This is a genomic window from Streptomyces sp. NPDC052064 (genome assembly GCF_055585925.1).
The window spans coordinates 585,785-610,120 of sequence record NZ_JBVJJE010000005.1 but is presented as its reverse complement, the minus strand read 5'-3'; the positions used below and the strand labels follow the sequence as shown (position 1 = coordinate 610,120).

20 protein-coding genes and 2 pseudogenes are annotated in these 24,336 nt (G+C 70.4%); 7 read left to right on the top strand and 15 right to left on the bottom strand.

Annotation, left to right across the window (positions count from 1 at the left end):
- Positions 1 to 254 precede the first annotated feature (254 nt).
- The 6 genes from ACZ6TU_RS17185 to ACZ6TU_RS17160 form a co-directional block, all read right to left on the bottom strand.
- Positions 255 to 1,253: a sugar phosphate isomerase/epimerase family protein gene (locus tag ACZ6TU_RS17185; RefSeq protein ID WP_467681762.1), complete on the bottom strand. Its 999-nt coding sequence runs from the start codon at positions 1,251 to 1,253 to the stop codon at positions 255 to 257.
- 14 nt (positions 1,254 to 1,267) lie between these two features.
- Positions 1,268 to 2,479, bottom strand: coding sequence for a Gfo/Idh/MocA family protein (locus ACZ6TU_RS17180; protein ID WP_467681800.1), 1,212 nt, complete (start codon positions 2,477 to 2,479; stop codon positions 1,268 to 1,270).
- 59 nt (positions 2,480 to 2,538) lie between these two features.
- Positions 2,539 to 3,585 (bottom strand): substrate-binding domain-containing protein, encoded by a 1,047-nt coding sequence (locus ACZ6TU_RS17175; protein WP_469549151.1) that lies wholly within the window; start codon positions 3,583 to 3,585, stop codon positions 2,539 to 2,541.
- A gap of 17 nt (positions 3,586 to 3,602) precedes the next feature.
- On the bottom strand, positions 3,603 to 4,619 hold the full coding sequence (locus tag ACZ6TU_RS17170) for an ABC transporter permease (protein WP_467681758.1): 1,017 nt from the start codon (positions 4,617 to 4,619) through the stop codon (positions 3,603 to 3,605).
- The gene (locus ACZ6TU_RS17165; RefSeq protein ID WP_467681756.1) at positions 4,616 to 6,133 is read right to left on the bottom strand and encodes a sugar ABC transporter ATP-binding protein; all 1,518 of its coding nucleotides are present in this window, start codon (positions 6,131 to 6,133) and stop codon (positions 4,616 to 4,618) included. The genes ACZ6TU_RS17170 and ACZ6TU_RS17165 overlap by 4 nt, the downstream gene beginning before the upstream one ends.
- A gap of 125 nt (positions 6,134 to 6,258) precedes the next feature.
- A complete protein-coding gene (locus ACZ6TU_RS17160) occupies positions 6,259 to 7,440 on the bottom strand; it encodes an ROK family transcriptional regulator (RefSeq protein ID WP_469549147.1) in 1,182 nt (393 codons plus the stop codon).
- Between the two features lie 253 nt (positions 7,441 to 7,693).
- On the opposite strand from ACZ6TU_RS17160, the gene ACZ6TU_RS17155 reads away from it, so the two are divergent.
- The gene (locus ACZ6TU_RS17155) at positions 7,694 to 8,101 is read left to right on the top strand and encodes a PaaI family thioesterase (protein ID WP_467681752.1); all 408 of its coding nucleotides are present in this window, start codon (positions 7,694 to 7,696) and stop codon (positions 8,099 to 8,101) included.
- Positions 8,102 to 8,104: 3 nt separating this feature from the next.
- Here ACZ6TU_RS17155 and ACZ6TU_RS17150 read toward each other — a convergent pair whose 3' ends face one another.
- From ACZ6TU_RS17150 to ACZ6TU_RS17120, 7 genes are all read right to left on the bottom strand, one after another.
- Positions 8,105 to 8,782 (bottom strand): GntR family transcriptional regulator, encoded by a 678-nt coding sequence (locus ACZ6TU_RS17150; protein ID WP_338784276.1) that lies wholly within the window; start codon positions 8,780 to 8,782, stop codon positions 8,105 to 8,107.
- Between the two features lie 147 nt (positions 8,783 to 8,929).
- Positions 8,930 to 9,868, bottom strand: a complete 939-nt coding sequence (locus ACZ6TU_RS17145) for a beta-ketoacyl-ACP synthase III (RefSeq protein WP_467681750.1) — start codon at positions 9,866 to 9,868, stop codon at positions 8,930 to 8,932.
- A gap of 160 nt (positions 9,869 to 10,028) precedes the next feature.
- On the bottom strand, positions 10,029 to 10,169 hold the full coding sequence (locus tag ACZ6TU_RS17140) for an MFS transporter small subunit (protein ID WP_010045941.1): 141 nt from the start codon (positions 10,167 to 10,169) through the stop codon (positions 10,029 to 10,031).
- The gene (locus ACZ6TU_RS17135; protein WP_467681748.1) at positions 10,138 to 11,469 is read right to left on the bottom strand and encodes an OFA family MFS transporter; all 1,332 of its coding nucleotides are present in this window, start codon (positions 11,467 to 11,469) and stop codon (positions 10,138 to 10,140) included. The genes ACZ6TU_RS17140 and ACZ6TU_RS17135 overlap by 32 nt, the downstream gene beginning before the upstream one ends.
- A 101-nt stretch (positions 11,470 to 11,570) precedes the next feature.
- A complete protein-coding gene (locus ACZ6TU_RS17130) occupies positions 11,571 to 12,188 on the bottom strand; it encodes a hypothetical protein (protein WP_467681746.1) in 618 nt (205 codons plus the stop codon).
- 48 nt (positions 12,189 to 12,236) lie between these two features.
- On the bottom strand, positions 12,237 to 14,606 hold the full coding sequence (locus tag ACZ6TU_RS17125; protein WP_467681744.1) for an NACHT domain-containing protein: 2,370 nt from the start codon (positions 14,604 to 14,606) through the stop codon (positions 12,237 to 12,239).
- Positions 14,603 to 15,727, bottom strand: a complete 1,125-nt coding sequence (locus tag ACZ6TU_RS17120; protein ID WP_467681742.1) for a GTP pyrophosphokinase — start codon at positions 15,725 to 15,727, stop codon at positions 14,603 to 14,605. Before ACZ6TU_RS17120 ends, ACZ6TU_RS17125 begins: the two co-directional genes overlap by 4 nt.
- A 284-nt stretch (positions 15,728 to 16,011) precedes the next feature.
- Between ACZ6TU_RS17120 and ACZ6TU_RS17115 the strand changes: the two are divergent.
- The 3 genes and pseudogenes from ACZ6TU_RS17115 to fdhD form a co-directional block, all read left to right on the top strand.
- Positions 16,012 to 16,926: pseudogene (locus ACZ6TU_RS17115) on the top strand (2-dehydropantoate 2-reductase); the annotation flags it as partial.
- Positions 16,920 to 17,660 (top strand): annotated as a pseudogene (locus tag ACZ6TU_RS17110) (4Fe-4S dicluster domain-containing protein); the annotation flags it as partial. The pseudogenes ACZ6TU_RS17115 and ACZ6TU_RS17110, both read left to right, overlap by 7 nt.
- Before the next feature lie 7 nt (positions 17,661 to 17,667).
- Positions 17,668 to 18,516, top strand: a complete 849-nt coding sequence (fdhD, locus tag ACZ6TU_RS17105; protein ID WP_469549138.1) for a formate dehydrogenase accessory sulfurtransferase FdhD — start codon at positions 17,668 to 17,670, stop codon at positions 18,514 to 18,516.
- Positions 18,517 to 18,616: 100 nt separating this feature from the next.
- Here the strand turns inward: fdhD and ACZ6TU_RS17100 are convergent, their stop codons facing one another.
- Positions 18,617 to 19,054, bottom strand: coding sequence for a MarR family winged helix-turn-helix transcriptional regulator (locus tag ACZ6TU_RS17100; RefSeq protein WP_467681738.1), 438 nt, complete (start codon positions 19,052 to 19,054; stop codon positions 18,617 to 18,619).
- A 104-nt stretch (positions 19,055 to 19,158) separates the two neighbouring features.
- Between ACZ6TU_RS17100 and ACZ6TU_RS17095 the strand changes: the two genes are divergently transcribed.
- The 3 genes from ACZ6TU_RS17095 (at position 19,159) to ACZ6TU_RS17085 (ending at position 23,353) form a co-directional block, all read left to right on the top strand.
- A complete protein-coding gene (locus ACZ6TU_RS17095) occupies positions 19,159 to 20,076 on the top strand; it encodes a quinone oxidoreductase family protein (protein ID WP_467681736.1) in 918 nt (305 codons plus the stop codon).
- 155 nt (positions 20,077 to 20,231) lie between these two features.
- Positions 20,232 to 22,103 carry an exo-alpha-sialidase gene (locus ACZ6TU_RS17090; protein ID WP_469549134.1) on the top strand — a complete coding sequence of 624 codons (1,872 nt, stop codon included), beginning with the start codon at positions 20,232 to 20,234 and terminating at the stop codon, positions 22,101 to 22,103.
- A gap of 11 nt (positions 22,104 to 22,114) precedes the next feature.
- Positions 22,115 to 23,353: a DUF4185 domain-containing protein gene (locus ACZ6TU_RS17085; protein ID WP_467681732.1), complete on the top strand. Its 1,239-nt coding sequence runs from the start codon at positions 22,115 to 22,117 to the stop codon at positions 23,351 to 23,353.
- Here the strand turns inward: ACZ6TU_RS17085 and ACZ6TU_RS17080 are convergent.
- Positions 23,289 to 24,302 carry a bile acid:sodium symporter family protein gene (locus ACZ6TU_RS17080; RefSeq protein ID WP_467681798.1) on the bottom strand — a complete coding sequence of 338 codons (1,014 nt, stop codon included), beginning with the start codon at positions 24,300 to 24,302 and terminating at the stop codon, positions 23,289 to 23,291. The genes ACZ6TU_RS17085 and ACZ6TU_RS17080 overlap by 65 nt on opposite strands.
- Positions 24,303 to 24,336 lie beyond the last annotated feature (34 nt).

Genomic DNA, 24,336 nt, shown 5'->3' with positions numbered 1-24,336 from the left:
CGGGAACGGGGTGTGCCGTACGGAATGGGTGCGTAGACGTGCGGTGCGGGCGCCGGGGTGCGCCGTCACCCCGGAGGTGCGTGTGTCTTGAACACTTCAAGGAAGGTAACCGTGTCCGTCCGGGGCGAACACCCCTTGGATCTGGATCGGTTGGGCCTTTCTCCCAGCACAGGACAAAGCAGGATCCGGGCAGGCCGGAGGGGGGACCGACGGTGAAACCGGTCCCCGTCCCCGAGCAGCGAGGAGTGCGTGGTTCAGCTGTTGAACGCGGCGTCGAAGGACGCGCTGGGCGGCTCGAAGTCGAACGCCTTGAGGCGGGTCAGTGCCTCGGGCGCCCCCTGGAGCCGGTCCATGCCGGCGTCCTCCCACTCGACCGAGATCGGGCCCCGGTAGTCGATGGAGCGCAGCATCCGGAAGACGTCCTCCCAGGGAACGTCGCCGTGCCCGGCGGAGACGAAGTCCCAGCCGCGCCTGGGGTCGCCCCAGGGCAGGTGGGACCCGAGCCGGCCGTTGCGTCCGTCGAGGCGCTTGCGGGCCTCCTTGCAGTCGACGTGGTAGATGCGGTCGCGGAAGTCCCAGAGGAAGCCGACCGGGTCGAGGTCCTGCCACACGAAGTGACTCGGGTCGAAGTTGAGGCCGAAGGCGGGGCGCCGGTCGACGGCTTCGAGAGCCCTCTGAGTGGTCCAGTAGTCGTAGGCGATCTCGCTGGGGTGGACCTCGTGCGCGAACCGCACGCCCTCCGCGTCGAAGACGTCCAGGATCGGGTTCCAGCGGTCGGCGAAGTCCTGGTAACCGCGCTCGATCATCGCGTCGGGGGCGGGCGGGAACATGGCGACCAGGTGCCAGATGGCTGAGCCGGTGAAGCCGATGACGGTCTCGACGCCGAAGGCGGCCGCGGCGCGCGCGGTGTCCTTCATGCGGTCCGCGGCCCGCTGCCTGACCCCTTCCGCGTCTCCGTCGCCCCAGATCTCTCCCGGCAGGATCGCCTGGTGGCGTTCGTCGATGATGGCGTCGCAGACGGCCTGTCCGACCAGGTGGTTGGAGACGGCCCAGCACTTGAGGCCGTACTTGTCGAGGAGCGCCCGGCGGCCGTCCAGGTAGGACGGATCGGCGAGGGCCTTGTCGACTTCGAAGTGGTCGCCCCAGCAGGCGAGTTCGAGCCCGTCGTAGCCGAAGTCGCGGGCGAGCCGGCAGACCTCTTCCAACGGCAGGTCGGCCCACTGGCCGGTGAACAGCGTGAACGTGCGCGGCATGCGCGTCAGCCTCCTCAGACCGCGATCGGCGTGTAGACGGAGTTCTTCTCGGCGCTCTCCTCCACGGCCGCGAGCACGCGCTGCACCTGGAGCCCGTCGGCGAAGGAGGGTTCGGGGCGGCGGCCCTCGGCGATGGCGTGGACGAGGTCGCGGGCCTGGTGGACGAAGGTGTGCTCGTAGCCGAGGCCGTGGCCCGGCGGCCACCAAGCGTCCAGGTAGGGGTGGTCGGGCTCGGTGACGAGGATGCGGCGGAAGCCCGCCTCCGCTCCGGGTGCGGTGCCGTCGTGGAAGGACAGTTCGTTGAGCCGCTCCAGGTCGAAGGCGAGCGACCCGCGCTCCCCGTTGAGTTCGATGCGCAGGGCGTTCTTGCGGCCGGTCGCGTAGCGGGTGGCCTCGAAGGAGGCGAGGGCGCCGGAGGGGAAGCGGGCCGTGAAGAGGGCGGCGTCGTCCACGGTGACCTCCCCTGTACCGGCGGACGAGACGGCGGACAGACCTCTCGTGGCGCCGGCGGGCAGGGGCCGCTCCCGTACGAAGGTCTCCGTCAGCGCGGAGACGCCCGCCAGCCGCTCCCCGACCAGGTACTGCGCGAGGTCGATGATGTGCGCGCCGAGGTCGCCGAGCGAGCCCGAGCCGGCCTGTTCCTTGCGCAGCCGCCAGGTCAGCGGGAACTGCGGGTCGACCAGCCAGTCCTGGAGGTACGTCACACGCACGTGCCGCAGTGCGCCCAGGCGGCCCTCGGCGGCCATCCGGCGAGCCAGGGCGGTGGCCGGCACCCGGCGGTAGTTGAAGCCGACCATCGCCACCTGTCCGCGCTGGTAGGCCACTTCGGCGGCACGCGCCATCGTGGTGGCTTCCTCGACGGTGTTGGCGAGGGGCTTCTCGCACAGGACGTGCTTGCCGGCCGCGAGGGCGGCGAGGGCGATCTCGGCGTGGCTGTCGCCGGGGGTGCAGATGTCGACGAGGTCGATGTCGTCGCGTTCGACGAGGGCGCGCCAGTCGGTCTCGGTGGACGCCCAGCCGTGACGGTCGGCCGCCGCCCGCACGGCGGTGGCGTCCCGGCCGCAGATCACGGCCTGCACGGGGTTCAGCGGCAGGTCGAAGACACGGCCCGCGGTGCGCCAGCCCTGGGAGTGGGCCGCGCCCATGAAGGCGTAGCCCACCATCCCGACGCGCAGGGGTGGTTTGCCTGCCTCGGTCCCATCTGACTGCTGCTGCGGCTGTCCCATACGGGTGTCCTCCTCGTCCTGGTCGGGGTGGCGCACGTGGGGGGTGCGGGCGGAACCGGTCACCGGAAGCCGGTGGGCATGTACTGGTCGACGTTGGTCTTGTCGACGACGGCCGAGTAGAGGGTGATCGACGCGGGGATCTCGAACTCGGCCATGCCGCGGATGCCCTTGCCCTGGCCGAGGGCGCGGGCGAGGTCGATCGCGGAGGCGGCCATGGTCGGCGGGTAGAGGACGGTCGCCTTCAGCACGCCGTTGTCCTGCTTGATGGCCTGGAAGGCGGACAGGGCGCCCGCGCCGCCGACCATCAGGAAGTCGTCGCGTCCGGCCTGCTCGATGGCGCGCAGCGCGCCCACGCCCTGGTCGTCGTCGTGGTTCCACAGGGCGTCGAACTTCGACTGGGCCTGGAGCAGCTGGGCCATCTTGGCCTGCCCGGACTCGACGGTGAACTCGGCGGCCTGGCGGGCGACCTTCTTGATGTCGGGGTAGTTCTTGAGGGCGTCGTCGAAGCCCTGGGTGCGCTGCTTGGTCAGCTCCAGGTTGTCCAGGCCGGCCAGTTCGATGACGCGGGCGTTCGCCTTCCCCTTGAGCTTCTCGCCGATGTAGTGGCCGGCGTTGAGGCCCATGCCGTAGTTGTCGCCGCCGATCCAGCAGCGGTAGGCCTGCGGGGTGTTGAAGATGCGGTCGAGGTTGACGACCGGGATACCCGCGCGCATCGCCTTCAGCCCGACCTGGGTGAGGGCCTTGCCGTCGGCGGGGAGCACGACCAGGACGTCGACCTTCTTGTTGATGAGGGTCTCGATCTGGCCGATCTGCTGGGCGGTGTCGTTGGAGCCCTCGGTGATCTCCAGGGTGACGTCGGAGTACTTCTCGGCCTGCTTCTTGGCGTTGTCGTTGATGGCGTTCAGCCAGCCGTGGTCGGCCTGCGGTCCGGCGAAGCCGATGGTGACCTGCTTACCGGGCTTGTCGTCGGCGGCCGGCTGGTTGTTGCCCGCCGGCTCGTCCTTCGATTCGGACGGCTCGTTGCTGGTGCACCCCGTGAGGAGGGCACCGGCGGAGACGGCTGCGGCTCCGAAGAGCAGTCCTCTGCGGCTCGTGATCTCGGTCATGGCGGTGAACCCTTTCCTCAGGTCGTGCTCGGCGTACGGCGCTGGACCAGCACGGCGGCGACGATGATCGCGCCCTTGGCGATCTGCTGGACGTCGCTCTGCAGGTTGTTCAGGGCGAAGATGTTGGTGATCGTGAAGAAGATCAGGACGCCGAGCACGGAGCCGGTGATGGTGCCCCGGCCGCCGGTGAGCAGGGTGCCGCCGATGATCGCGGCGGCGATGGCGTCGAGCTCGTAGAGGTTGCCGTTGGTGTTCTGGCCCGAGCCGGACAGGACGATCAGCAGGAAGGCGGCGATGCCGCAGCACAGCCCGGACAGCAGGTAGAGGTAGAGCCGCTGGCGGCGGACGTCGATGCCGGCGAGCCGGGCGGCCTCCGGGTTGCCGCCGACGGCGACCGTGCGGCGGCCGAAGGTGGTGCGGTTGAGCACCAGCCAGCCGATGACCGTCACGACGGCGAAGACCAGGACCAGGGGCGGGATGCCGAGGACGTAGGCGTCGCGTTCGCCCAGGTCGAGGACGGAGGGCACGGTGACGATCTGCGTCTTGCCGTCGGTGATCTGCAGGGCGAGGCCGCGGGCGGAGGCCAGCATGGCGAGGGTGGCGATGAACGGCACCATCGCGCCGTAGGCGATGAGCACCCCGTTGACCAGGCCGCAGCCGACTCCGACGACGATCGCCGTGAAGAGGATGCCGGCGAAACCGTACTCCTGGGTGGCGACCGTGGTCGCCCACACCGAGGCGAGGGCGACGATCGCACCGACCGACAGGTCGATGCCGCCGGAGATGATGACGAAGGTCATGCCGACGGTGACGACGCCGACCACGGAGGCCTGGGTGAGGACCAGTTGCAGGTTGCGGGTGTCGAGGAACGCGTCGGGCTTGGTGATGCCGCCGACGAGGATCAGCGCGGCGAGCACGCCGAGCAGGGAGAGGGTGCGGACGTCGGCACGGGCCAGCAGGCCGCGCCAGACCGGGGGCTGCGCCTCGGGCACCTTGGCGGTGCTGTCCCGCGGCGGGGAGACGGGCTGCGTCATGACGCCGGGCTTCCTTCCATGACCAGGTCGAGTACGCGGTGTTCGTCGAGTTCGCGCGCGGGTGCCGTGTGGACGACACGGCCCTCGCGCAGCACCAGGACGCGGTCGGCGAGGCCGAGCACCTCGGGCACCTCGCTGGAGACCAGCAGCACGGCGAGACCCTCGTCGGCCAGCCGGCGGATGACCGCGTAGAGCTCGGCGCGGGCGCCGACGTCGACGCCGCGGGTGGGTTCGTCGAGCAGCAGCACCTTGCACCCGCGCAGCAGCCAGCGGGCGAGGACGGCCTTCTGCTGGTTGCCGCCGGACAGGGTGCGCACGGGCACCGACGGGTTGTCGGGCCGGAGCGACAGTTCGCGGGTCGCGGCCCGGGCGGCACCGAGTTCGGCGCCCCGGTCGATCCAGCCGCCGCGCGAGAAGCGGGACATGGAGGAGACCGACACGTTACGGGTGACGGACTCCAGCATCAGCAGGGCCTGCGCCTTGCGTTCCTCGGGGGCGAGCCCGAGTCCGGCCCGGACGGCGACCCGGACGCTGCCCGGCTTCAAGGGCCGCCCGCCGACGAGCACCTGACCGGACGTCGGCTTCCTGGCCCCGTAGACGGTTTCCAGGATCTCGGAGCGGCCCGAGCCGACGAGTCCGGCGAGGCCGACGATCTCGCCCGGCCGTACCTCCAGGTCGAGCGGCTCGAACTCCCCGGCGCGGGACAGGCCCCGGACGGTGAGCACCGGTTCGCCGGGCGGCGGGGAGACGGGCCGGTCGGGAAAGACGTACTCGACGTTGCGGCCCGTCATCAGCGCGACGACCTCGCGGGTCGGTGTCGTCTTCGCCGGCAGTCCGTTCGCCACGGCCCGCCCGTCCTTGAGCACGGTCACCCGGTCGCCGATGCGCCGGATCTCCTCCAGGCGGTGCGAGATGTAGACGACGGCGACACCGGCCGCGGTGAGGTCACCGACGATGCGGAAGAGGTTGTCGACCTCGTCCGGGTCGAGGGCGGCGGACGGTTCGTCCATCACGATGAGCCGCACGTCGTGGGAGAGCGCGCGGGCCATGGACACGATCTGCTGCTGCGCCGCCGACAACTCCCCCACCAGCCGGGCCGGGTCGATCTCCGGATGCCCAAGCCGCTTGAGCAGAGCGGCCGTCGATTCCTTCGCGGCCTTTCCCCGGACAATGAAACCGGCGGCGGTCGGCTCATGTCCCAGGTGGACGTTCTCGGCGACCGACAGGTGCTCCACCAGGTCCAGTTCCTGGTAGATGGTGGCGATGCCGAGGCGCATGGCGGCGATCGGCGAGCGGAGGGCGACCTCCTCGCCACGCCAGCGGATGGTGCCGGTGTCGGGCTGGTGGGCACCGGCCAGGACCTTGATGAGGGTCGACTTCCCGGCGCCGTTCTGGCCGAGCAGGCAGTGCACCTCACCGGCCTGGACGCCGAGGTCGACGCCGTCGAGGGCGCGGACTCCGGGGAACGACTTGGTGATGCCGGACATGCTGAGCAGCGGTGGTTCTGGTGCCATGCGGATTCCCCTTGGCGGGCGTGCGGGCCGGTTGCAGGGCGCTTGTCGGGCAGGCGTGTTCGAGGCAGGGCAGAGCAGGGAGCTGTGCGGTGAGCCGTGCTGATGAGCCGTGCTGTCGAAAAGGGTTACGCGGGTGAGAAGAGGTGGTCGCTGATGAGCCGGGCCGCGCCGATGACTCCGGCGGCGGCGCCCAACTCGCCCAGGACGATGGGCAGATTGCCGGTCGCGAGCGGCAGCGACTGGCGGTAGACCTGGGTGCGGATCGCGGCGAGCAGGGTGTGGCCGAGGCCGGTCACCCCGCCGCCGATCACCACCAGGCCCGGGTTGAAGAAGCTGACCAGGCCGGCGATGACCTGGCCGGTGCGGTTGCCGCCCTCGCGGATCAGATCGAGTGCGGTGGCGTCGCCGGCGGCGGCCGCGGCGGCGACGTCGACGGCGGTGAGGCCGCCGTTGGTCTCCAACCGCGAGGCCAGTTCGGCGGAGAGCCCCTGCTGGGCGGCCTCCGTGGCGTCGCGGGCGAGGGCCGCCCCACTGAAGTGGGCCTCCAGGCAGCCCCGGTTGCCGCAGGCGCAGGGGCGGCCGTCGGGCACGGCCTGGATGTGCCCGATGTCGCCGGCACTGCCCGTCGTACCGCGGTAGACGTCACCGCCGACGACGATGCCGCAGCCGATGCCCGTGCCGATCTTGACGCAGAGGAAGTCGGCGACGGTACGGGCGACGCCCGCGTGCTGCTCCCCCATCGCCATGAGGTTCACGTCGTTGTCGACCATGACCGGACAGCCGAGTTCCTGACTGAGCGCCTCCCGCACGGGGAAGCCGTCCCAGCCCGGCATGATCGGCGGGGCCACCGGGATGCCCTCGGGGAAACGGACCGGGCCCGGGACACCGATGCCGGCGCCGTCGACCCCCTCTGCGAGCCCCGAGGCCTTCAACTTGGCGGCCATGGCGAGGACTTGCTCGAAGACCGCGACCGGGCCCTCGCGCACGTCCATGGGGTGGTTGATGTGCCCGAGCGTCTCCAGCTCGGCGTTGGTGACGGCGACGTCGACCGAGGTCGCGCCGATGTCGACGCCGAGGAAGCGCAGCCCGGGGTTGAGCCGGATGTTGTGGGAGCGGCGGCCGCCGCGCGAGGCGGCGAGTCCGTCGGCCACGACCAGCCCCGTCTCCAGCAGCCGGTCCACCTCCACGGCGAGCTTGGACCGCGAGAGGTCGACCTGGTCGCCCAGCTGGGCACGGGAGTTGGGGCCGCCGTCGCGCAACAGCTTGAGCAGTCGGGCCTGATGGGCGTTTCCGGGTCGTGCGGTCATACGTCTCACGAGCCCCTCCCCGCCTCAATCGGCCTGTGCGCGCCGGTTTTCCGCCCCATCGATGGCTTGCTTTCGAAGGGAACGTAGCAGCGGCTGCCGAAGGTGGGAAGAAGTCGCGCAGGAATTGCCCTCCACTTTTTCCACTCAGAGGACAAAGGCGCGTGTCGCCTGCCTTACCTCGCAGGTAATCGACCGTCAGAGCGGCCCGGGTCAGGCTGGCATCAGTCCTGGTCGCCCCCTCGGGAGGTCCCGCATGACCGACACCCCTGCCCCGGAAGCACTGCTGAGGGCGGTGCCCTTCGCCGACGAGCTGGGCATCGTTCTGGAGGAGGCCGCCCCCGCCCGGGTGAGGGCCGCGCTCGCCTGGGCTCCGGAGTTGTGCACGGTGGGCTGCGCCCTGCACGGCGGTGCCCTGATGACGCTCGCCGACACGGCCGGCGCTGTCTGCGCGTTCCTCAACCTGCCGCCGGGCGCGAGCACCTCGACGATCGAGTCGAAGACGAACTTCTTCCGCGCCGTACGGTCGGGCACCGTCCACGCCGAGGCACGACCCGTGCACGTGGGACGCTCCTGCATCGCCGTGTGGACGGAGCTGCACGACGAGGACGGCGCCCTGGTGGGCCAGACGACGCAGACCCAGGCGGTGCTGACCGCCGGCTGAGGACTACGAACGCGCCCGCGCGTGGTACGAGCGCCTCGTGTGTTCCGTGTGTTCGCGCATCAGGTGGGTGGCCCGCTGTTCGTCGCGGTCGGTGATCGCCGCGATGAGCGCGCGGTGTTCGATCCAGGACTGGTGGCCCCGTTGGCGGGCGACCGGCGTGTAGTACCAGCGGACGCGGCGGTCGACCTGGGCGGCCAGTTCGGCGAGGACGGCGTTGCCGGCGAGCTCCATGATCTTCGCGTGGAAACGGGCGTTCATGGCGACGGCCCCGTCCACGTCGTCGGCCTCGACGGCTTTCTCGCCCTCCGCGCACAGGGCTTCCAGGGCGGCGATGCCGGCACTGTCCGCGCCCGCCGCGGCGAGCCGGGCCGCCTCGGCCTCCAGGAGCGTGCGGACCGTGAGGAGCTGGTCGGCCTCCTCCTCCGTCGGCTCGTGCACGAACGCGCCCTGGGCGGGCCGCAGATCGACCCACCCCTCGGTGTTGAGCCGCTGCAACGCCTCGCGCACCGGTTGCCGGGAGACCCCCAGATGCCCCGCGAGTTCGCTCTCCACGAGGTGCTGGCCGGGCTGGAGGGCACGGGTGGTGATGAGTTCGAGCAGTGCCTCGTACACGCGGTCGCGCAGCGGTCCCGGGCGTTCCAGCTTGGGTACCGCCCCTTGGGGCAGGCCTGTCGACAGCATCGCGGTCCCCCTCCTCGGCAGGGCCGTGCACAGCGCGGCGGAAGCCGGTGTCGCCGTAGCGTCAGTATCGATTGTCTTTCGTCTACAGTCTACGGCGCACAGGAGCCAGGACTTCGGGGAGTTGACCGCGTCACACCGCGACGGGGCTCACGGGCAGCGGACGACCTGCCCCGCGTACGACAGGTTCCCGCCGAAGCCGAACAGCAGGACCGGGTCGCCCGTGGCGACCGCACCCCGCTCGACCAGCTTCGACAGAGCGAGCGGGATGCTCGCGGCCGACGTGTTACCGGACTCCGTGACATCACGGGCGACGACCGCGTTCACGGCGCCGATCTTCTCCGCGAGGGGTTCGATGATGCGCAGGTTGGCTTGATGCAGTACGACCGCCGCGAGGTCCGCCGGCTCCAGCCCGGCCCGCTCGCACGCCCGCCGCGCGATGGGCGGGAGCTGGGTCGTCGCCCAGCGGTAGACGCTCTGCCCCTCCTGTGCGAAACGCGGCGGCGTCCCCTCGATCCGCACCGCGTTCCCCATCTCGGGCACCGAACCCCACAGCACCGGCCCGATGGCGGACTCGCCGGCGGCCTCCACGACCGCGGCCCCGGCCCCGTCGCCGACGAGCACGCACGTCGTGCGGTCGCTCCAGTCGGTCACGTCGGACATCTTGTCGGCCCCGATGACCAGGGCCCGGCTCGCGCCCCCGGCGCGGACGGCGTGGTCGGCGGTGGCCAGGGCGTGGGTGAAACCGGCGCACACCACGTTGAGGTCCATCGTGGCGGCCTGCGGAATGCCGAGGCGGGACGCCACCCGGGCGGCCGTGTTGGGCGAGCGGTCGACGGCGGTGGAGGTGGCGACCAGCACCAGGTCGATGTCGGCGGGTGCCAGCCCGGCCGCCGCGAGGGCCTTGGCGGCGGCGTGGGCGGCCAGCTCGTCGACGGGTTCGTCGGGGCCGGCGATGTGGCGCGTGCTGATGCCCACCCGGCTCCTGATCCACTCGTCACTGGTGTCGACCATGCCCGCCAGGGCCTCGTTGGTGAGCACCTTGGCGGGCTGGTAGTGGCCGACTGCGGCGATGCGCGAGCCGTTCATGTGGGCGGTCCCCCTCGTTGGAACTTGGGTAGCGGGATCCACCAGTCTGATCAGTGACTCGCGGGTACGACGGCAGGCAAGGTGACAGGAAACAGGTGCCCGCGTTGTCAGCTTCGGTCAGGACCTCGGACGACCGAGCACCTGACGCCTGGCCTGGCGCCTAGCCGGTGAACAGCTGCGTCGCCTTGCGGACCAGCTCGTACAGCCCGTAGGCGAGCGGTACGCCCACCCACACCCAGGCGAAGGCGATCAGCCACCGCCGGTCCGGGCTAGGCGGACTCTGGCTGCTGTCGCTGGACATGCGCGGCCTCCTTCGGTGTCGGGGTGTGATGACGCGGGTGGACGGGCCGGACGAGTTCGTTGGCGACGAAGCCGACGACGAGCAGCCCGATCATGATGACGAACGACAGCCCGTACAGGGACGCGCCGTGCCGGCCCGCCTCCTCCTGCCGGTCGGCGATCCAGTTCACGATGAGCGGCCCGAGCACACCCGCCGTGGACCAGGCGGTGAGCAGCCGTCCGTGGATGGCGCCGACCTGGTACGTGCCGAACAGGTCCTTCAGATAAGCCGGAACAGTCGCGAATCCGCCGCCGTAGAACGACAGGATCACCAGAGCGCACAGGACGAACAGCGGCTTGGAGGAGTCGCCGAACAGGGCGATGAGCGCGTACATCAGCGCGCCGACGCCCAGGTAGACGCGGTAGATGTTCTTGCGGCCGATCAGGTCGGACGTCGACGACCAGCCGATGCGGCCCGCCATGTTCGCCGCCGACAGCAGCGCGACGAAGCCGGCGGCGGCCGTCACCGACACCGGTGTGGAGGTGTCCGCGAAGAAGTCCGTGATCATCGGCGCGGCCTTCTCCAGGATGCCGATGCCTGCGGTGACGTTCATGCAGAGCACGATCCACAGGCACCAGAACTGCGGGGTGCGGATGGCCTGGTTCGCGGAGACCTGCGGGCCGGTGAGGACGCTCGGCCCGCTGTCCACCGGCTTCTCCGTGCGCGGCACCCGCACCAGCAGCACACCGAGCAGCATGAAGACCGCGTACGTGAGCCCGTGCACCAGGAAGGCCAGCGCGATGCCGGAGCTGTCGGCGCCGAACGACTCCAGCATCTGCGCGGACCAGGGCGAGGCGATGAGCGCGCCGCCGCCGAAGCCCATGATGGCGATGCCGGTGGCCATGCCGGGCCGGTCCGGGAACCACTTGATCAGAGTGGAGACCGGTGAGATGTAGCCGATGCCTAGGCCGATGCCGCCCACGAAACCGTAGCCGAGGACGATCAGCCAGTACTGCTCCACGGCCGCGCCCAGCGCGGAGAGCAGGAAGCCGGACGAGAAGCAGACCAGGGCGACGGTCATCGCCCAGCGCGGGCCGTTGCGCTCCACGAGCGTGCCGCCGAACGCGGCGGACAGACCCAGCATGACGATGCCCAACTGGAAGGGCAGCGCGCTCTGCGTGCCGCTGAGGCCGAGCGCGGACTCCAGGGGCGGCTTGAACACGCTCCAGGCGTAGGCCTGGCCGATGGAGAGATGTACGGAGAGAGCGGCGGGCGGGACGAGCCAGCGGCTCCAGCCCTGCGGTGCTACTGGGGGACTCATGATCCCGAACGGTAGGGAGCTGCGGGCAAGTTGGAAAGGGACGCCACACGGAAAGCGTCGACCGTATACAGGACCTACTGGGGCCGTTCACCCTCTGACACCTACGCGCCCTCGCCGCAGCCGTCGGTGACTGCCGCCGAGGAGGGGAGCGCCTCGATGCCCAGGTCGCCGCGCATGACGTGGAGCAGTCCTTCCAGCCTGTCCCAGTTGCCGTCGAGGAGCCCGCCCACCTCCTCCAAGGTGAGGCGCGCCGTGCCGTAGAGGGCGCGCCGCTTCAGGTGCCCGTATGTCCTGTTCAGACTCCGGTCAATAGGGCGCGCGTGATCCAGAACCGAGAGCGGCACCGTCAGCTGAGCCTCGGCGTAGCAGGCCCGGTAGTCCCGCCGGACCGCCTCCAGGTCGGCCACGGAGTCTTCGACACCGGCCCCGGCACGCAGGGCGTGCAGCAGGGAATCCTGAGCACTGAGATACTGACGCGCTGCGGTGTTCAACGCGATGTAACAGCTGCTCTTACGCTGCAGAGTCTCGTGCCGCTGGTTCTCGGCCTGCTCAGCCAGGTGCCGACGCTCATCATGGGCACGTTCCGCAGCCTGCTGCTCGGCCATGGTCTGCAGCTCCCACCGTTTCATACGATCCGCCCGGCTCTGGGTGACCATCGTCACCGAGAGCGTGCCCACAACGCCGACCACCGCGCTGACCAGCGCAATCCAGGTCCCCACAGATCCTCCTCCCGACGCCGGCCACGACGCCTCGAAAGGCACGCCGGCTCAGCCGTCGAACACGACACCGGGCACGTAGGGACGGTTCTCCATCAGCAGGCCGAGGAGTCCGCGCGCCTGGGCCCATTCCGGGCCGGTGTTACTCAGCACGGAGTTCACGACGTCGTCCAGGTCACGCAGGGCGGCTGCCGCCGTCTCGCTGTGGCGGCCCTCCAGCGCAAATCCCAGGAAGACCTCCCACTCCTTGGGACTCGCACCGTCCACCACCGTCTGAACCACCTCGCCCTGCAGCAGAATCCCGGCCCGGGCCACCTTTGTCAGCAGGCGCCATCTGTCCGACCGGCCTTGGGCGCAGTGCCAGGCCTCACGGAAGGAGTCCACCAGGCGCAGGACGGGTTGATGGTTGTTCCGCGCGGCCAGCACGAAGAACGACTCCACGGCCAGGTCCGGGTCATTGGAGTTGGACGCCCGGTAGATGGAGGCGATGTCGACGCCGTCGGTGCTGCGCCCCGTGCCCAGTTCCGCGCGAAGCCGCAGGAGACTCTGCCGCATGTATCGGCGCGAGCTCGCGTAGTACTGGGTGACCAGGTCGGTCAGTCCGGGGTAGTCGAACCCGCAGATGAACCGGACCGCTTCGTTGACACGGAAGATGGAGATGGTGGGCACCCGCTCCGCCGCGTCCATGACCACGTCGAGGCCCTCCGTGCCGCCCGTCTCGGCCATCAACAGGACTGCGTGGTAGGCGACGAGGTACTCGGTGAACCGCGAATGGCGCAGGGCGAAAGACTCCCCGTCTTCGCCTTCCTGCCGGACGATGATCTGTTCGGACAGGAGGGCAAACAGAGCATCCTCCTCCATGCCGCGCAGCACCGGGGCGGCATAGGCGATGATCTTGAGGATGTCGTACCGGCTCACCTGCTGCGTGCCGGCCTCGAGCATGGCGACGGCGATCCGCGTGCACAGCCTCATGAGGACCTTGGCGCCGAGTCCCGGAATACCCCGGCGGCTGATGTCCTCGCGCTTGCGCTCGAAATAGCGGCCGAGCACATTCTCCGTCAGCACCTCATGCAACTTCAGGGTTCCCTGATGAGCGTGGGCCTCGGAGAAGACCTGCAGGTTGAACGGGGTGGAGAGAATGTCCAATGCTTCCCGGCGGGGGTGCCCGAGCAGGGAGTAACCGTAGCAACGGGCGTACTTGGCGAGGGCCTCACGGACCTGGCCGTCAGAGAAGCGGGAGATCACCTTCTTGTGTTGGATGAAATCGCGCCCTTCGAAGGCGGTGAGCCACCGATCCCAATAGTCGTCGCGCACCGTGAACAGCATGAGGATCGGGAAGCCCAGGTAACCTGCCTTTTTCGCGGAGGCGTTGAGTTCAGGGAGCTGCCGCAGCAGAGCCCCTACCTCCCGAATCTTTCGGCTGTCACCCTGTGCCTCGTCCAGTGAATCGACGACGTACAGCAGCGGACGGTCTGCCGCGACCAGTGCCTGGAAGACCTCGGGCGAGGGGTAGTCGCCGCATGTGCTGCCCAACCAGCCGAGATCATCGACATTCGGCTGCACGGCGGCCTTGACGATGCCGAAGTGTGCCGGGCCGGACGCGGCAAGCTGCACCGACAGGGTTGTCTTGCCCGCACCAGACAGGTCCCGCACGACCATGATCTGCCGCGGCATGGAGCGCTTCACCTCGATCTGGTGGCCCTCGTCTCCGCTTCCGGTGCGGATCCAGCGGGGACGCATCGTCCGGTGAAGTTTGGACGGTTTCAGTGCGCGCACGGCCATCTCGACGTGCTGGTCGAGATTGCGTTGCACGTACAGCTCCGCGTGATGGGGCAGTTGGTGCCGGCGCAGGAAGACGGCGGACTCGCGTTGGCATGCGCCGCCGACAAGGTGTTCCGCTCTGCGTCGTTGGTCGATCCACTGACTCGTCGCCTTGACGCTGAGGGGAACGGGAGTGGAATGGGACTTCGCCCGCTGAACGGCGTATTCCAGGAAGTCGTCGATGCCTATGGGGTGGCGAGCCAGGTCGCGCCAGGTGCGGCGGTCGAGCAGCAACGTGTGCATGCTCTTACGGTTCAGCTCTGCTGCCTCGGCGACCAGGTCGGGGGCCACATCACCGAGGGTGACGAAGACCCCGAGCTCACCGCGATATTCAGTCTGGAGCTCCTCACGGAAACGCACCCAGTCCGGCGAGATCGCGCCGATGCGGCCCGGCGACGGGGAGCAGGCCACCCACCAGTTCCGCCCGTGCCAGCGGTAGTTGCGCGCGAACGGGACCAGGTCGGGGGCGTCGCCGACGGCGGGCGGCCGGTGATCCCATGGCACCAGTTCGCGGATCTGCTGGTCCAGCAGATGGCGCCGCAGTTCCTCGTGGTGCGTCTGGGCCAGCCGTTCGAACGCCGCGTACGGGTTGTGGCTCATGAGGGTTTGCCTAACGGTGCGTGGCGGCCGGACAACGACCGGAAGGCGGCATCGAGTGCCAGCCACTCCTCTTGCGGAGCGGCCTCCAGGAGCAGCGGCTGGATCAGCGCATCGGCATCGCTGTAAGGACCGATTCGCTCCACCGTCACCAACAGCAGGGCCAGACCCTGGATGGTCTCGGAGGGGGCGGCCCCCCGGTCGGAGGCTGCGGGCAGAGAGTGCACGATGACTTCTCTGAGCGTGGTGAGCACCATGTCCAGTCGGTGTTCCGGCACCTGCAGGATGCGGTCCAGTTCATCCACCGTGCGCACGTCCAGGGCGTGCAGGATGCCCAGCAGCGGGAGCGTCTCGCTGTCTTCTTCGTCCCGTACGAGCCACCCGGTACGCCGGGCGGCCTCGGCCAATGAACGGACGGCTGGACTTTCGTGAAAGTAAGCGGCGAGTGCGGCTGAGTCGAGAGGCAGGTCGAGGCGCCCGGCCCTGACCTGTACTTGGTATTCGCGGTCGAGGCTTATTCGTGCCTTGTGGAGCTCTTCGAACTGTTCATCGGCCAGCTCGCACAACGCGCTCAGCCTGGCAAGTCGACGCCGCAGGACCGCCGGGACCTCGATCTCGCTCTTGTACGCGAGCTTGTGGCTCATGTCAGCCCAGGCATGCTGCAGCACCGTACGAACCTGGATTTCGGCCGTCACGTTCTTGAAGGGGGCCCACTCCGGCAGGCCGGCCCGGGCCTCGGTGATCCGCACGACCAAGTGGCGCGAGGCGTAGCCGAACAGTTCGGGCGTATCGGGGGCGTGGCTCGGGGAGCGGACAGGATCAACGTCGAAGGATTTCGCCACGAGGGCAGCGATCCGGTCGACGTCCCTCATGTGGTAAGTGATGACGCGCATGCCGACCAGGTCGGTGATCTCGTGCAGCGGGTCCGCATAGGACTTACGCTGAATCTTTTCCACGAAACTATCGGTCTGCTTGGTGCGCGAACTCACTGAGACAAAATCGACGGCGTGGTGGCGAAGAAGGTCCTGGAGCAGTGCTCGGAGCCGCTCCTCTGCCGTGAGCAACAGCGGCCGTTGCCGCTCGAACTCACCGGCCCAGTAGCGTGCATCGGCCTCGTCTATCACAAGGTCGCCTCTCCTGGCCCTGGCACATGGTCTGCCTGGTGCGCAGCCATGGGCATACTCGCCGGCCCGGTGGCACCCTTTCAATGCTACACCGCTGCACCGCCAACTCCCCAGAAAACGCAGGCCAATCGACCTATGGGGCGAGGTTGACAGGCGGTGATCAGAAGGCCTCGGACCCACTCGGCGGTCCCGAACGCGAACGACGGACGGACGGCTGCCACCTGACGGCAGCCACTGACGGCAGTCACCTCCGCGGTATCCCTCAAACCGAACGGAGTGTTCCCGTGAAAGTCGCAGTTCTCGGCGCCGGTGCCATCGGCGCCTACGTCGGCGCCGCGCTCCACCGCGGGTGCCGATGTGCATCTCATCGCCCGTGGGCCGCATCTGGCGGCCATGAGGCAGCACGGAGTCCGGGTGCTCAGCCCGCGCGGCGACTTCACCGCGCGCCCCCACACGACCGGCGACCCGGCCGAGGTCGGCCCGGTCGATTACGTCTTTCTCGGCCTGAAGGCCAACGCGTACGCGGCGTGCGGGCCGCTGATCGCGCCGTTGCTGAGCGACACCACGGCGATCGTGGCCGCCCAGAACGGCATCCCCTGGTGGTACTTCCACCGGCACGGCGGCCCGTACGGCGGCCACCGCGTCGAGCCGTGGATCCGGACGGAGCGGTCAGTGCGGAGCTCGCGCCCGAACGGGCCATCGGGTGTGTCGTCTACGCGGCGACCGAGCTCGAAGGGCCGGGCGTCGTACGGCACTTGGAAGGCACCCGGTTCTCGATCGGCGAACCCGACCGCAGCGTGTCCACACGGTGCGTAGCCCTCAGCGAGGCCATGCAGGCGGGCGGCCTGAAGTGCCCGGTCGAGCCGGACCTGCGCAACGACATCTGGCTCAAGCTGCTCGGCAACATCTCCTTCGACCCGATCAGCGCGCTGGCCCGCGCCACCATGCGGCAGATGTGCCCGCACGGCGGCACCCGCAGGGTCATCGAGATCATGATGACCGAGACGCTCGCGGTCGCGGGCGCCCTCGGCTGCGAGGTCGGCGTCTCCATCGAGCGCCGGCTCGCGGGCGCCGAGCGGGTCGGCGACCACCGGACCTCCACGCTCCAGGACCTGGAGCGCGGCAAACCGCTCGAACTCGACGTACTCCTCGCGGCGGTCGTCGAGTTGGCGGACATCACCGGCGTGGAGGTGCCCACCCGACCCTGTGCGAGGGCGACACCCTGCGGCCGAAGAACGCCTGCCGGGTCTGCGTCGTCGAGGTCGAGGCCCGCACTCTCGTCCCGGCCTGCTCCCGCAAGGCCGAGCCGGGCATGGAGGTGCGCACCGACACCGAGCGGGCCCGGCACAGCCGGAAGGTCGTCCTCGAACTGCTCGCGTCGTCCGTCGACCTGTCGACCACACCCCGGGTCGCCGAGTGGCTCAAGGAGTACGAGGCGAAGCCGGACCGCTTCGGCCCGGACGCGGCCCGCCTCAACGAGGAACCGAGGGTCGACAACGACCTGTACGTACGCGACTACGACAAGTGCATCCTCTGCTACAAGTGCGTGGACGCCTGCGGCGACCAGTGGCAGAACACCTTCGCGATCTCGGTCGCCGGGCGCGGTTTCGACGCCCGGATCGCCGTGGAGCACGACGCCCCGCTGACCGAGTCGGCGTGCGTGTACTGCGGGAACTGCATCGAGGTGTGCCCGACGGGCGCGCTGTCCTGCAAGTCCGAGTTCGACATGCGCGCGGCGGGTACGTGGGACGAGTCGCGGCAGACGGAGACGACCACGGCGTGCGCGTACTGCGGAGTGGGCTGCAACCTGACGCTGCACGTGCAGGACAATGAGATCGTGAAGGTCACCTCGCCGCACGACAACCCGGTGACCCACGGCAACCTCTGCATCAAGGGCCGCTTCGGCTACCAGCACGTACAGAACCGGGGCTGATCAGGACATGGGACGAGTCACGGAACGACGCAAGGTGCTCCGCATCCGGGACGGGGCGGTCTCCAGCCGTCCGGACACGCTCGTCGCCGAGGAGCCCCTGGAGATCCGGCTGAACGGCAAGCCGCTGGCGATCACCATGCGCACGCCGGGCGACGACTTCGCGCTGGCGGCGGGCTTCCTGGTGAGCGAGGGGGTGCTGGGCGGGCAGCGGGACCTCCGGAACATCGTCTACTGCGCCGGGGCGACGGCCGACGGCTCGAACACGTACAACGTGGTCGACGTGCAGACGGCCCCGGGCGTCGTGATCCCCGACATCACGCTGGAACGGAACGTCTACACGACCTCCTCCTGCGGGCTGTGCGGCAAGGCGTCGCTGGACGCGGTGCGCACGACGGCCCGCTGGCCCATCGCCGACACGCCCCCGGTCCGGGTCACTCCCGAGCTGCTCGCGAGCCTGCCCGACCGGCTGCGCGCCGCCCAGCGGGTCTTCGACCGGACCGGCGGCCTGCATGCGGCGGCCCTCTTCTCGGAGGACGGCGCGCTGCTGGACGTCCGGGAGGACGTGGGCCGGCACAACGCGGTCGACAAGCTGGTCGGCCGCGCCCTTCAGAGCGGGGACCTGCCACTGTCGCGGACGATCCTGCTCGGCTCGGGCCGGGCCTCCTTCGAGCTGGCGCAGAAGGCCGTGATGGCCGGCATCCCGGTCCTGGCGGCGGTGTCGGCGCCGTCCTCGCTGGCGGTGGACCTGGCCGCCGAGACGGGCCTGACGCTGGTGGGCTTCCTGCGGGGCAGTTCCATGAACGTGTACGCGGGTGAGGACCGTATCGCCCTGCGGGCCGCGACCGCCCAGGGCTGAGCAGGTTCCCCCGCGACACGGCGGCGGGGCCCCGACCGGCGGGGAGCGCCCCCTGCGCCGCAGGAGCCCCGTCTCGGCCTGACCGGGGCTGGAGGGCCTCTCAGTCCGCCGTGCCGGATATCCGGAGCAGCATGCCCGTGAACTGCTCGCGTTCGGTCTCCGACAGCGGGGCGAGCAGCTCGTCGTTGGCCGCGCGGGCCGCCTTCTCGCAGCGCGTCAGCAGCCGGGCTCCCCGGGGGGTGAGGGACACCGCGTTCTTGCGCCGGTCCTTCGGGTCCGGCTCGCGTACCACCAGGCCCGCCGCCTGGAGGTCGTTCAGGATGCCGACCAGGTCCTTGGGGTCCAGCCGGACCCCGCGGCCGAGGTCGGCCTGGGCGACGGGGCCGAGGTCCCGGACGGCGGACAGCACCACGTGGTGCCACATCCGCATGTCCTGCTCGGCCAGCGCCTCGGCCACCAGGGCCCGGCCGCGGGCGGCGGCACGGCCGAGCAGCCAGCTGGGCAGGGAGCGGATCGCGGGGAGGGGGGCTTCCGGCATGGCCGCAGCCTAACCAAGAAATCGTTGGTTCTCCCTACGACAGTCCTATACCGTTGGGCACCCCAACGAATTTGTCGGATCTACCGACGTTACCCGGAGGTGCGATGCGCCGCGTCCGCTACGGATCCCGAGGCGGCCCCCTGTTCATGGAGGAGGCACCGGTCCCCGAGCCCGGCCCCGGAGAACTGCTCGTACGCGCGGAGGCGATCGGCGTCACGCTCCCGGTCGTACGCAAGGTCAGCGAGGCGGCGGAGCCGGTCCCGCTCGGCGGCGAGATCGCCGGGGAGGTCACGGCCGTCGGCCAGGGCGTCACCCGCTTCGGCACCGGCGACCGCGTGACAGGGCTCTGCTTCGGCCACGGCTACGCCGACTTCGCGCTCCTGCGCGAGGCCGTGGCCTCCCCGGTCCCGGAGGACGCCGACGCCGTCACGGCGGTCGCCCTGGTACGCAGCGGCCTGGTGGCCCTCGGCGCCCTGGAGGCCGCACGGCCCGAGCCGGGCGAGGCGGCCCTGGTCACGGCCGCGGCGAGCGGTGTCGGTCATCTGGCCGTGCAGCTGGCCAGGGCGCGGGGCGCCGGACGGGTCGTGGGGGCCGTATCCGCCCCGGCCAAGGCCGGCTTCGTCCGCGGTCTCGGCGCAGACCACGTCGTCACCTACGGCGACGACACCTGGGGCACCCCGGTCGACTACGCCCTGGACGCGGTCGGCGGCGAGCTGCTCACCCCGGCCCTCGCCGCACTCGCCCCGGAGGGACGGCTGGTGGCGTACAGCTCGGGCGGCGGCACCGTCCAGGCGTACGACCTGCTCGTGGGCGCCAAGTCGGTGATCGGGTTCCAGATGGCCCGCATCGCCCGCGGGAAGCCGGAGTTGTACGAACAGTGGCGCGAGGAACTGTGGCGGCTCTTCGCGTCCGGCGAGCTCAAGCCCGTGGTCCACGGGGAGTTCGCCCTTCAGGACGCGGCGAAAGCGCACGGGGAGATCGAGGCCAGGGTCAACCTCGGCAAGGTCGTCCTGATCCCCTGACGCACGCTTCTTGTGGGTGGTCTGTGAGGCCAAGTACCGTCTGTGGCCCACACATGGGACGTGGGATGTCCGATTGTCCGCACGCCCGCTCCCCGGATATCCGTTCCCATGCCTCGGTGGTCCAGCCGACAGACGCATGAAGGGCAGGTCGCAACATGCCGTCAAGTCTTCGCGCACGTCTGAGATCCACCCTCACAGCCGTTCTCACCGCCGCGGCGCTGCTCGCGCCCGCAGGCCCGGCCCATGCCCAACCCACCACGTCCTTACCGGAGTTCGAACAACAGGTCCTCTTCAAGGCCTCCCAGGACCCTGGTTACGCGTGCTTCCGGATCCCGGCGATCGTGCGGACCGCGGCCGGCACGCTGCTCGCCTTCGCCGAGGGCCGCGTCCTCAACTGCGGTGACGCGGCCGACATCGACATCGTCCTCAAACGCTCCACCGACGGCGGGCGCACCTGGGGACCGCTCCAGGTCGTCAACGAGGGCGCGGGCGACACGCACGGCAACCCGGCGCCCCTCGTGGACCGCAGGACCGGCCGGATCCTGCTGGCCGAGACGTACAACACGGGCCGTACGGACGCCGGCAACTGCACCGTCCCCTGTGACCGCACCCCGCACCTCCAGTACAGCGACGACGACGGCCGGACCTGGTCCGAGCCGCGCGACCTGAGCGACCAGATCCTGCCCGGGCACTGGAACTCCTGGTATGCCACCGGCCCCGTGCACGGCATCCAGCTCACCCGAGGGAAGCACGCCGGACGGCTGGTGTTCGGCGTCAACACCGAGACGTGGGACGGCAGCCGGGTCACCGCCAACCACGCCGCGCTCATCGTCAGCGACGACGGCGGAGACCACTGGCGGATCGGCGCCACGGACTCCTGGCCGATAGCGCGGGACGGCACGTTCCGGCAGAAGCCGTCCGAGGTGACGCTCACCGAACGGGCCGACGGGGCCGTCCTCGTCAGCGGCCGGGAACAGGACGGCACCGACCTGGGCCACCGCTCCCAGACCCTCAGCCTGGACGGCGGCGACAGCTTCGCCACGCCCTTCCGCGGCCTCCCGGACCTCTACACCCCACAGGTCCAGGGCGCGACCCTGCGCCTCGGCGGCCGGATGCTGCTGTCCGCCCCGGCCGATCCCGACCGCCGCCGGACGATGATGGTCCGCTCCTCCTACGACGGCGGGCGCACCTGGGACAGCGTGGACCGGGGCACGGTCGTCACCACGGACTGGTCCGGCTACTCCGACATGGCGGCGGTCAACGCCTCGACGGTGGGCCTGCTGTACGAGGGCGGCGCGGTCGACGCCCGCGACGAGATCCGCTTCGCCCGCTTCACCGAGGACTGGCTGAAACCGCGCCGTGGCGCCGATCCGACCACCCGCGACGCGGCGTGGGGCGCGAGGCCCGCGGCCGTGCTCGGCGGTGCCGGGCGGACGGCCGGCGTCCGCGGCGGCGCGCTGTCCTTCGACGGCACCGACGACGCCGTACGCCTGCCGTACCGGTCCCGACTGCCGCTCGGCGAGGGTGACTTCACGGCCTCGCTGTACTTCCGCTACACGGCCACGGCCGGCGAACAGCCCTTCCTGTGGATGGGCGGCATCGGCAACAGCCAGCCGCAGATCTGGCTGCGCGGGGAGCCGGCGAGCGACCGGGTCCGGGCGCTCATCACCACCCGGTCGGGCGCGACGACCGTCAGGACGGCCTCGGTGTGGACCGCCGGCGCCCACAACGACGGCCGCTGGCACCACCTGGTCCTGCGCCGGGGCGGCGGGCAACTGACCCTCTTCCTCGACGGCACGCCGATCAGCACCCCGGACGTGCCGGGCTCGGTCAGCCGTAACTCCCCCTTCGGCGTGCACATCGGCCAGCGCATGGACAGCCGGGCGTTCCTGACGGGGGCGATCGACGACGTCCGCGTCTGGAACCGGGCCCTCACCGACAGGGAGATGGCCGCCGGCACCAAGGGCGCGGCCGCCGGGGGCACGGTGCTGTGGCTCCCCATGGACCAGGTGAGCGGCAGCAACTAACGTCACGGCACGTGCCCGACGACGCAGAAGCAGCACGAGCACGACAGCGCACGGGAACCGGGATCGGCCTGCTGCTGGTCCTGGTTCTCGGGGCCGCGCTGCTCATCGCCCTCCCGGAGGAGGAGAGTCCGGACGATGACGCCGCCTGCCGGGCGCGCACGGTCCGCTCCTGGCAGGCGGACGACGGCCTCACCGCCGAGTTCGCCCGCTACGGCGACGACGCGAGCCGCACCGACGACTGGACCGGCGGCGACGGCACCCACTCGGTGCCGCTGCCGGACGGCCGGGTGCTGTGGCTGTTCTCGGACACCTACCTGGGCCGGGTGTACGGCCCGCCCAACCCGGCCGGCGAGTCCCACGCCTGGCGGGACACCACCGCGCCGCTGGTGCGCAACTCGGCCGTGCTGATGCGCGACGGACGGCTGGAGACCACCCTCCCCGCCCCGCTCTTCGCCGACCCGGCGCCGAACCAGTGGCGCTGGCCGGTCGCCGCCCGCGTCGAACCCCGCTCCCCCGGCTCCTCGGAGCAGGTCGTGCGGGTGCTGCTGTGGGTGCGCACGGCCGGCCAGGCCCCGTGGATCTACGGCGTGCCCACGGCGACCGAGGTGGCCACGCTGTCGCTGCCTGATCTGCGCCTGGAGTCGGTCGTCAAGGTGCTCGACCAGCAACTGGTCCCCGACCCGTCCCGGCGGGTGCTGTTCGGCACGACGCTGGTCGAGGAGGACGGCTGGACGTACGTCTTCGGCGGCGACGACGGCCAGGCCGCCTCCCGCCCGGCCTCGCACGCGTACGTGGCCCGGGTGCCGGAGGGGAGGCTCGGGGATCCGGCGGCCTGGCGGTACTGGACCGGCTCGGCGTGGGCGGCCGGCGAGCGCCCCCGGCCGGTGCTCGGGGACGGGCAGCGCAGGGGGGTGGGCAGCGCGTTCTCGGTCGTCCGGGACGGCGGGACGTACGTGCTGTTCACGATGGCCGCGGGCACGAAGGGCCTGACCACCGTGGCGTCGTACTGGGCGTGCTCCCCGGCCGGGCCGTGGCACGGGCCCGCGAAGGAGTTCAGCCCGTCGCTGCCGCAGGGCCAGGTGGCCGCCTACAACCCGCAGGCGCACCCGGTGCTGAGCGGCGACGGGCGTCTCGTGCTGAGCTACGACGTCAACTGGCTGGAGACGACGGGCGCCGCCGCCCAGCTCAGCCGGAACGTGTCCCTGTACCGACCACGGTTCGTGACGCTGCGGCTGGCTCCGGCGCGATGACCTCCGGACGGGGGTCGTGCGAGCGGCGCTTGGCGATCACCGCGCAGACCATCAGCTGCATCTGGTGGAAGAGCATCAGCGGCAGCACGGCCAGCGAGGCCTGCGGTCCGAACAGAACGCTCGCCATGGGCAGTCCGGCGGCCAGGGACTTCTTCGAACCGGCGAACTGGAGGGTGATCCGGTCCTCCCGGCCAAAGCCCAGCGCCTTGCCGCCGTACCAGGTCAGCAGCAGCATCACGGCGAGGATCACGGCCTCGACGCCGAGCAGCCCGGCCAGCCGGAGGGGGCTGACCTGGTGCCAGATGCCCTGGACCATGCCCTGGCTGAACGCGGTGTAGACGACGAGCAGGATCGAGCCGCGGTCGACCAGTGCGAGGACCTTCTTGCGGCGGGTGACGAAGCCGCCGATCCAGCGGCGCAGCAGTTGTCCGGCGAGGAACGGCACGAGCAGTTGCAGCACGATCTTCAGCAGCGAGTCGGCGGAGAACCCGCCCCCGCTGCCGCCGAGCAGCGAGGCCGCGAGCAACGGGGTGGCGATGATGCCGACGAGGGAGGAGAAGGAACCCGCACAGATCGCGGCGGGCACGTTGCCGCGGGCCATCGAGGTGAAGGCGATCGAGGACTGCACGGTCGACGGGACGAGCGTGAGGAAGAGCAGGCCCAGGTACAGCGGGTGCGTGAGGATCACCGGCACCAGCCCGCGGGCGGCCAGGCCGAGCAGCGGGAAGACGACGAAGGTGCAGGCCAGGACGGTGACGTGGAGCCGCCAGTGGCGCAGGCCGTCCAGTGCCTCACGAGTGGACAGCCGGGCGCCGTAGAGGAAGAACAGCAGGGCGATCGCCGCCGTGGAGGCACCGGACGCGACATCCGCGACCGTCCCGCGAGCCGGGAACAGCGCGGCGACACCCACCGTCGCGAGGAGGAGAAGGATGTACGGGTCGATCGGCATCCGACGCGGCCGGCGCAGGCGTTTCACGGTGCTC

Coding starts and splice junctions, on each gene's coding strand:
- ACZ6TU_RS17185 (WP_467681762.1), bottom strand. CDS start 1,253: ATGCCGCGCACGTTCACGCTGTTCACCGGCCAGTGGGCCGACCTGCCG.
- ACZ6TU_RS17180 (WP_467681800.1), bottom strand. CDS start 2,479: ATGGGACAGCCGCAGCAGCAGTCAGATGGGACCGAGGCAGGCAAACCA.
- ACZ6TU_RS17175 (WP_469549151.1), bottom strand. CDS start 3,585: ATGACCGAGATCACGAGCCGCAGAGGACTGCTCTTCGGAGCCGCAGCC.
- ACZ6TU_RS17170 (WP_467681758.1), bottom strand. CDS start 4,619: ATGACGCAGCCCGTCTCCCCGCCGCGGGACAGCACCGCCAAGGTGCCC.
- ACZ6TU_RS17165 (WP_467681756.1), bottom strand. CDS start 6,133: ATGGCACCAGAACCACCGCTGCTCAGCATGTCCGGCATCACCAAGTCG.
- ACZ6TU_RS17160 (WP_469549147.1), bottom strand. CDS start 7,440: ATGACCGCACGACCCGGAAACGCCCATCAGGCCCGACTGCTCAAGCTG.
- ACZ6TU_RS17155 (WP_467681752.1), top strand. CDS start 7,694: ATGACCGACACCCCTGCCCCGGAAGCACTGCTGAGGGCGGTGCCCTTC.
- ACZ6TU_RS17150 (WP_338784276.1), bottom strand. CDS start 8,782: ATGCTGTCGACAGGCCTGCCCCAAGGGGCGGTACCCAAGCTGGAACGC.
- ACZ6TU_RS17145 (WP_467681750.1), bottom strand. CDS start 9,868: ATGAACGGCTCGCGCATCGCCGCAGTCGGCCACTACCAGCCCGCCAAG.
- ACZ6TU_RS17140 (WP_010045941.1), bottom strand. CDS start 10,169: ATGTCCAGCGACAGCAGCCAGAGTCCGCCTAGCCCGGACCGGCGGTGG.
- ACZ6TU_RS17135 (WP_467681748.1), bottom strand. CDS start 11,469: ATGAGTCCCCCAGTAGCACCGCAGGGCTGGAGCCGCTGGCTCGTCCCG.
- ACZ6TU_RS17125 (WP_467681744.1), bottom strand. CDS start 14,606: ATGAGCCACAACCCGTACGCGGCGTTCGAACGGCTGGCCCAGACGCAC.
- fdhD (WP_469549138.1), top strand. CDS start 17,668: ATGGGACGAGTCACGGAACGACGCAAGGTGCTCCGCATCCGGGACGGG.
- ACZ6TU_RS17100 (WP_467681738.1), bottom strand. CDS start 19,054: ATGCCGGAAGCCCCCCTCCCCGCGATCCGCTCCCTGCCCAGCTGGCTG.
- ACZ6TU_RS17095 (WP_467681736.1), top strand. CDS start 19,159: ATGCGCCGCGTCCGCTACGGATCCCGAGGCGGCCCCCTGTTCATGGAG.
- ACZ6TU_RS17090 (WP_469549134.1), top strand. CDS start 20,232: ATGCCGTCAAGTCTTCGCGCACGTCTGAGATCCACCCTCACAGCCGTT.
- ACZ6TU_RS17080 (WP_467681798.1), bottom strand. CDS start 24,302: ATGCCGATCGACCCGTACATCCTTCTCCTCCTCGCGACGGTGGGTGTC.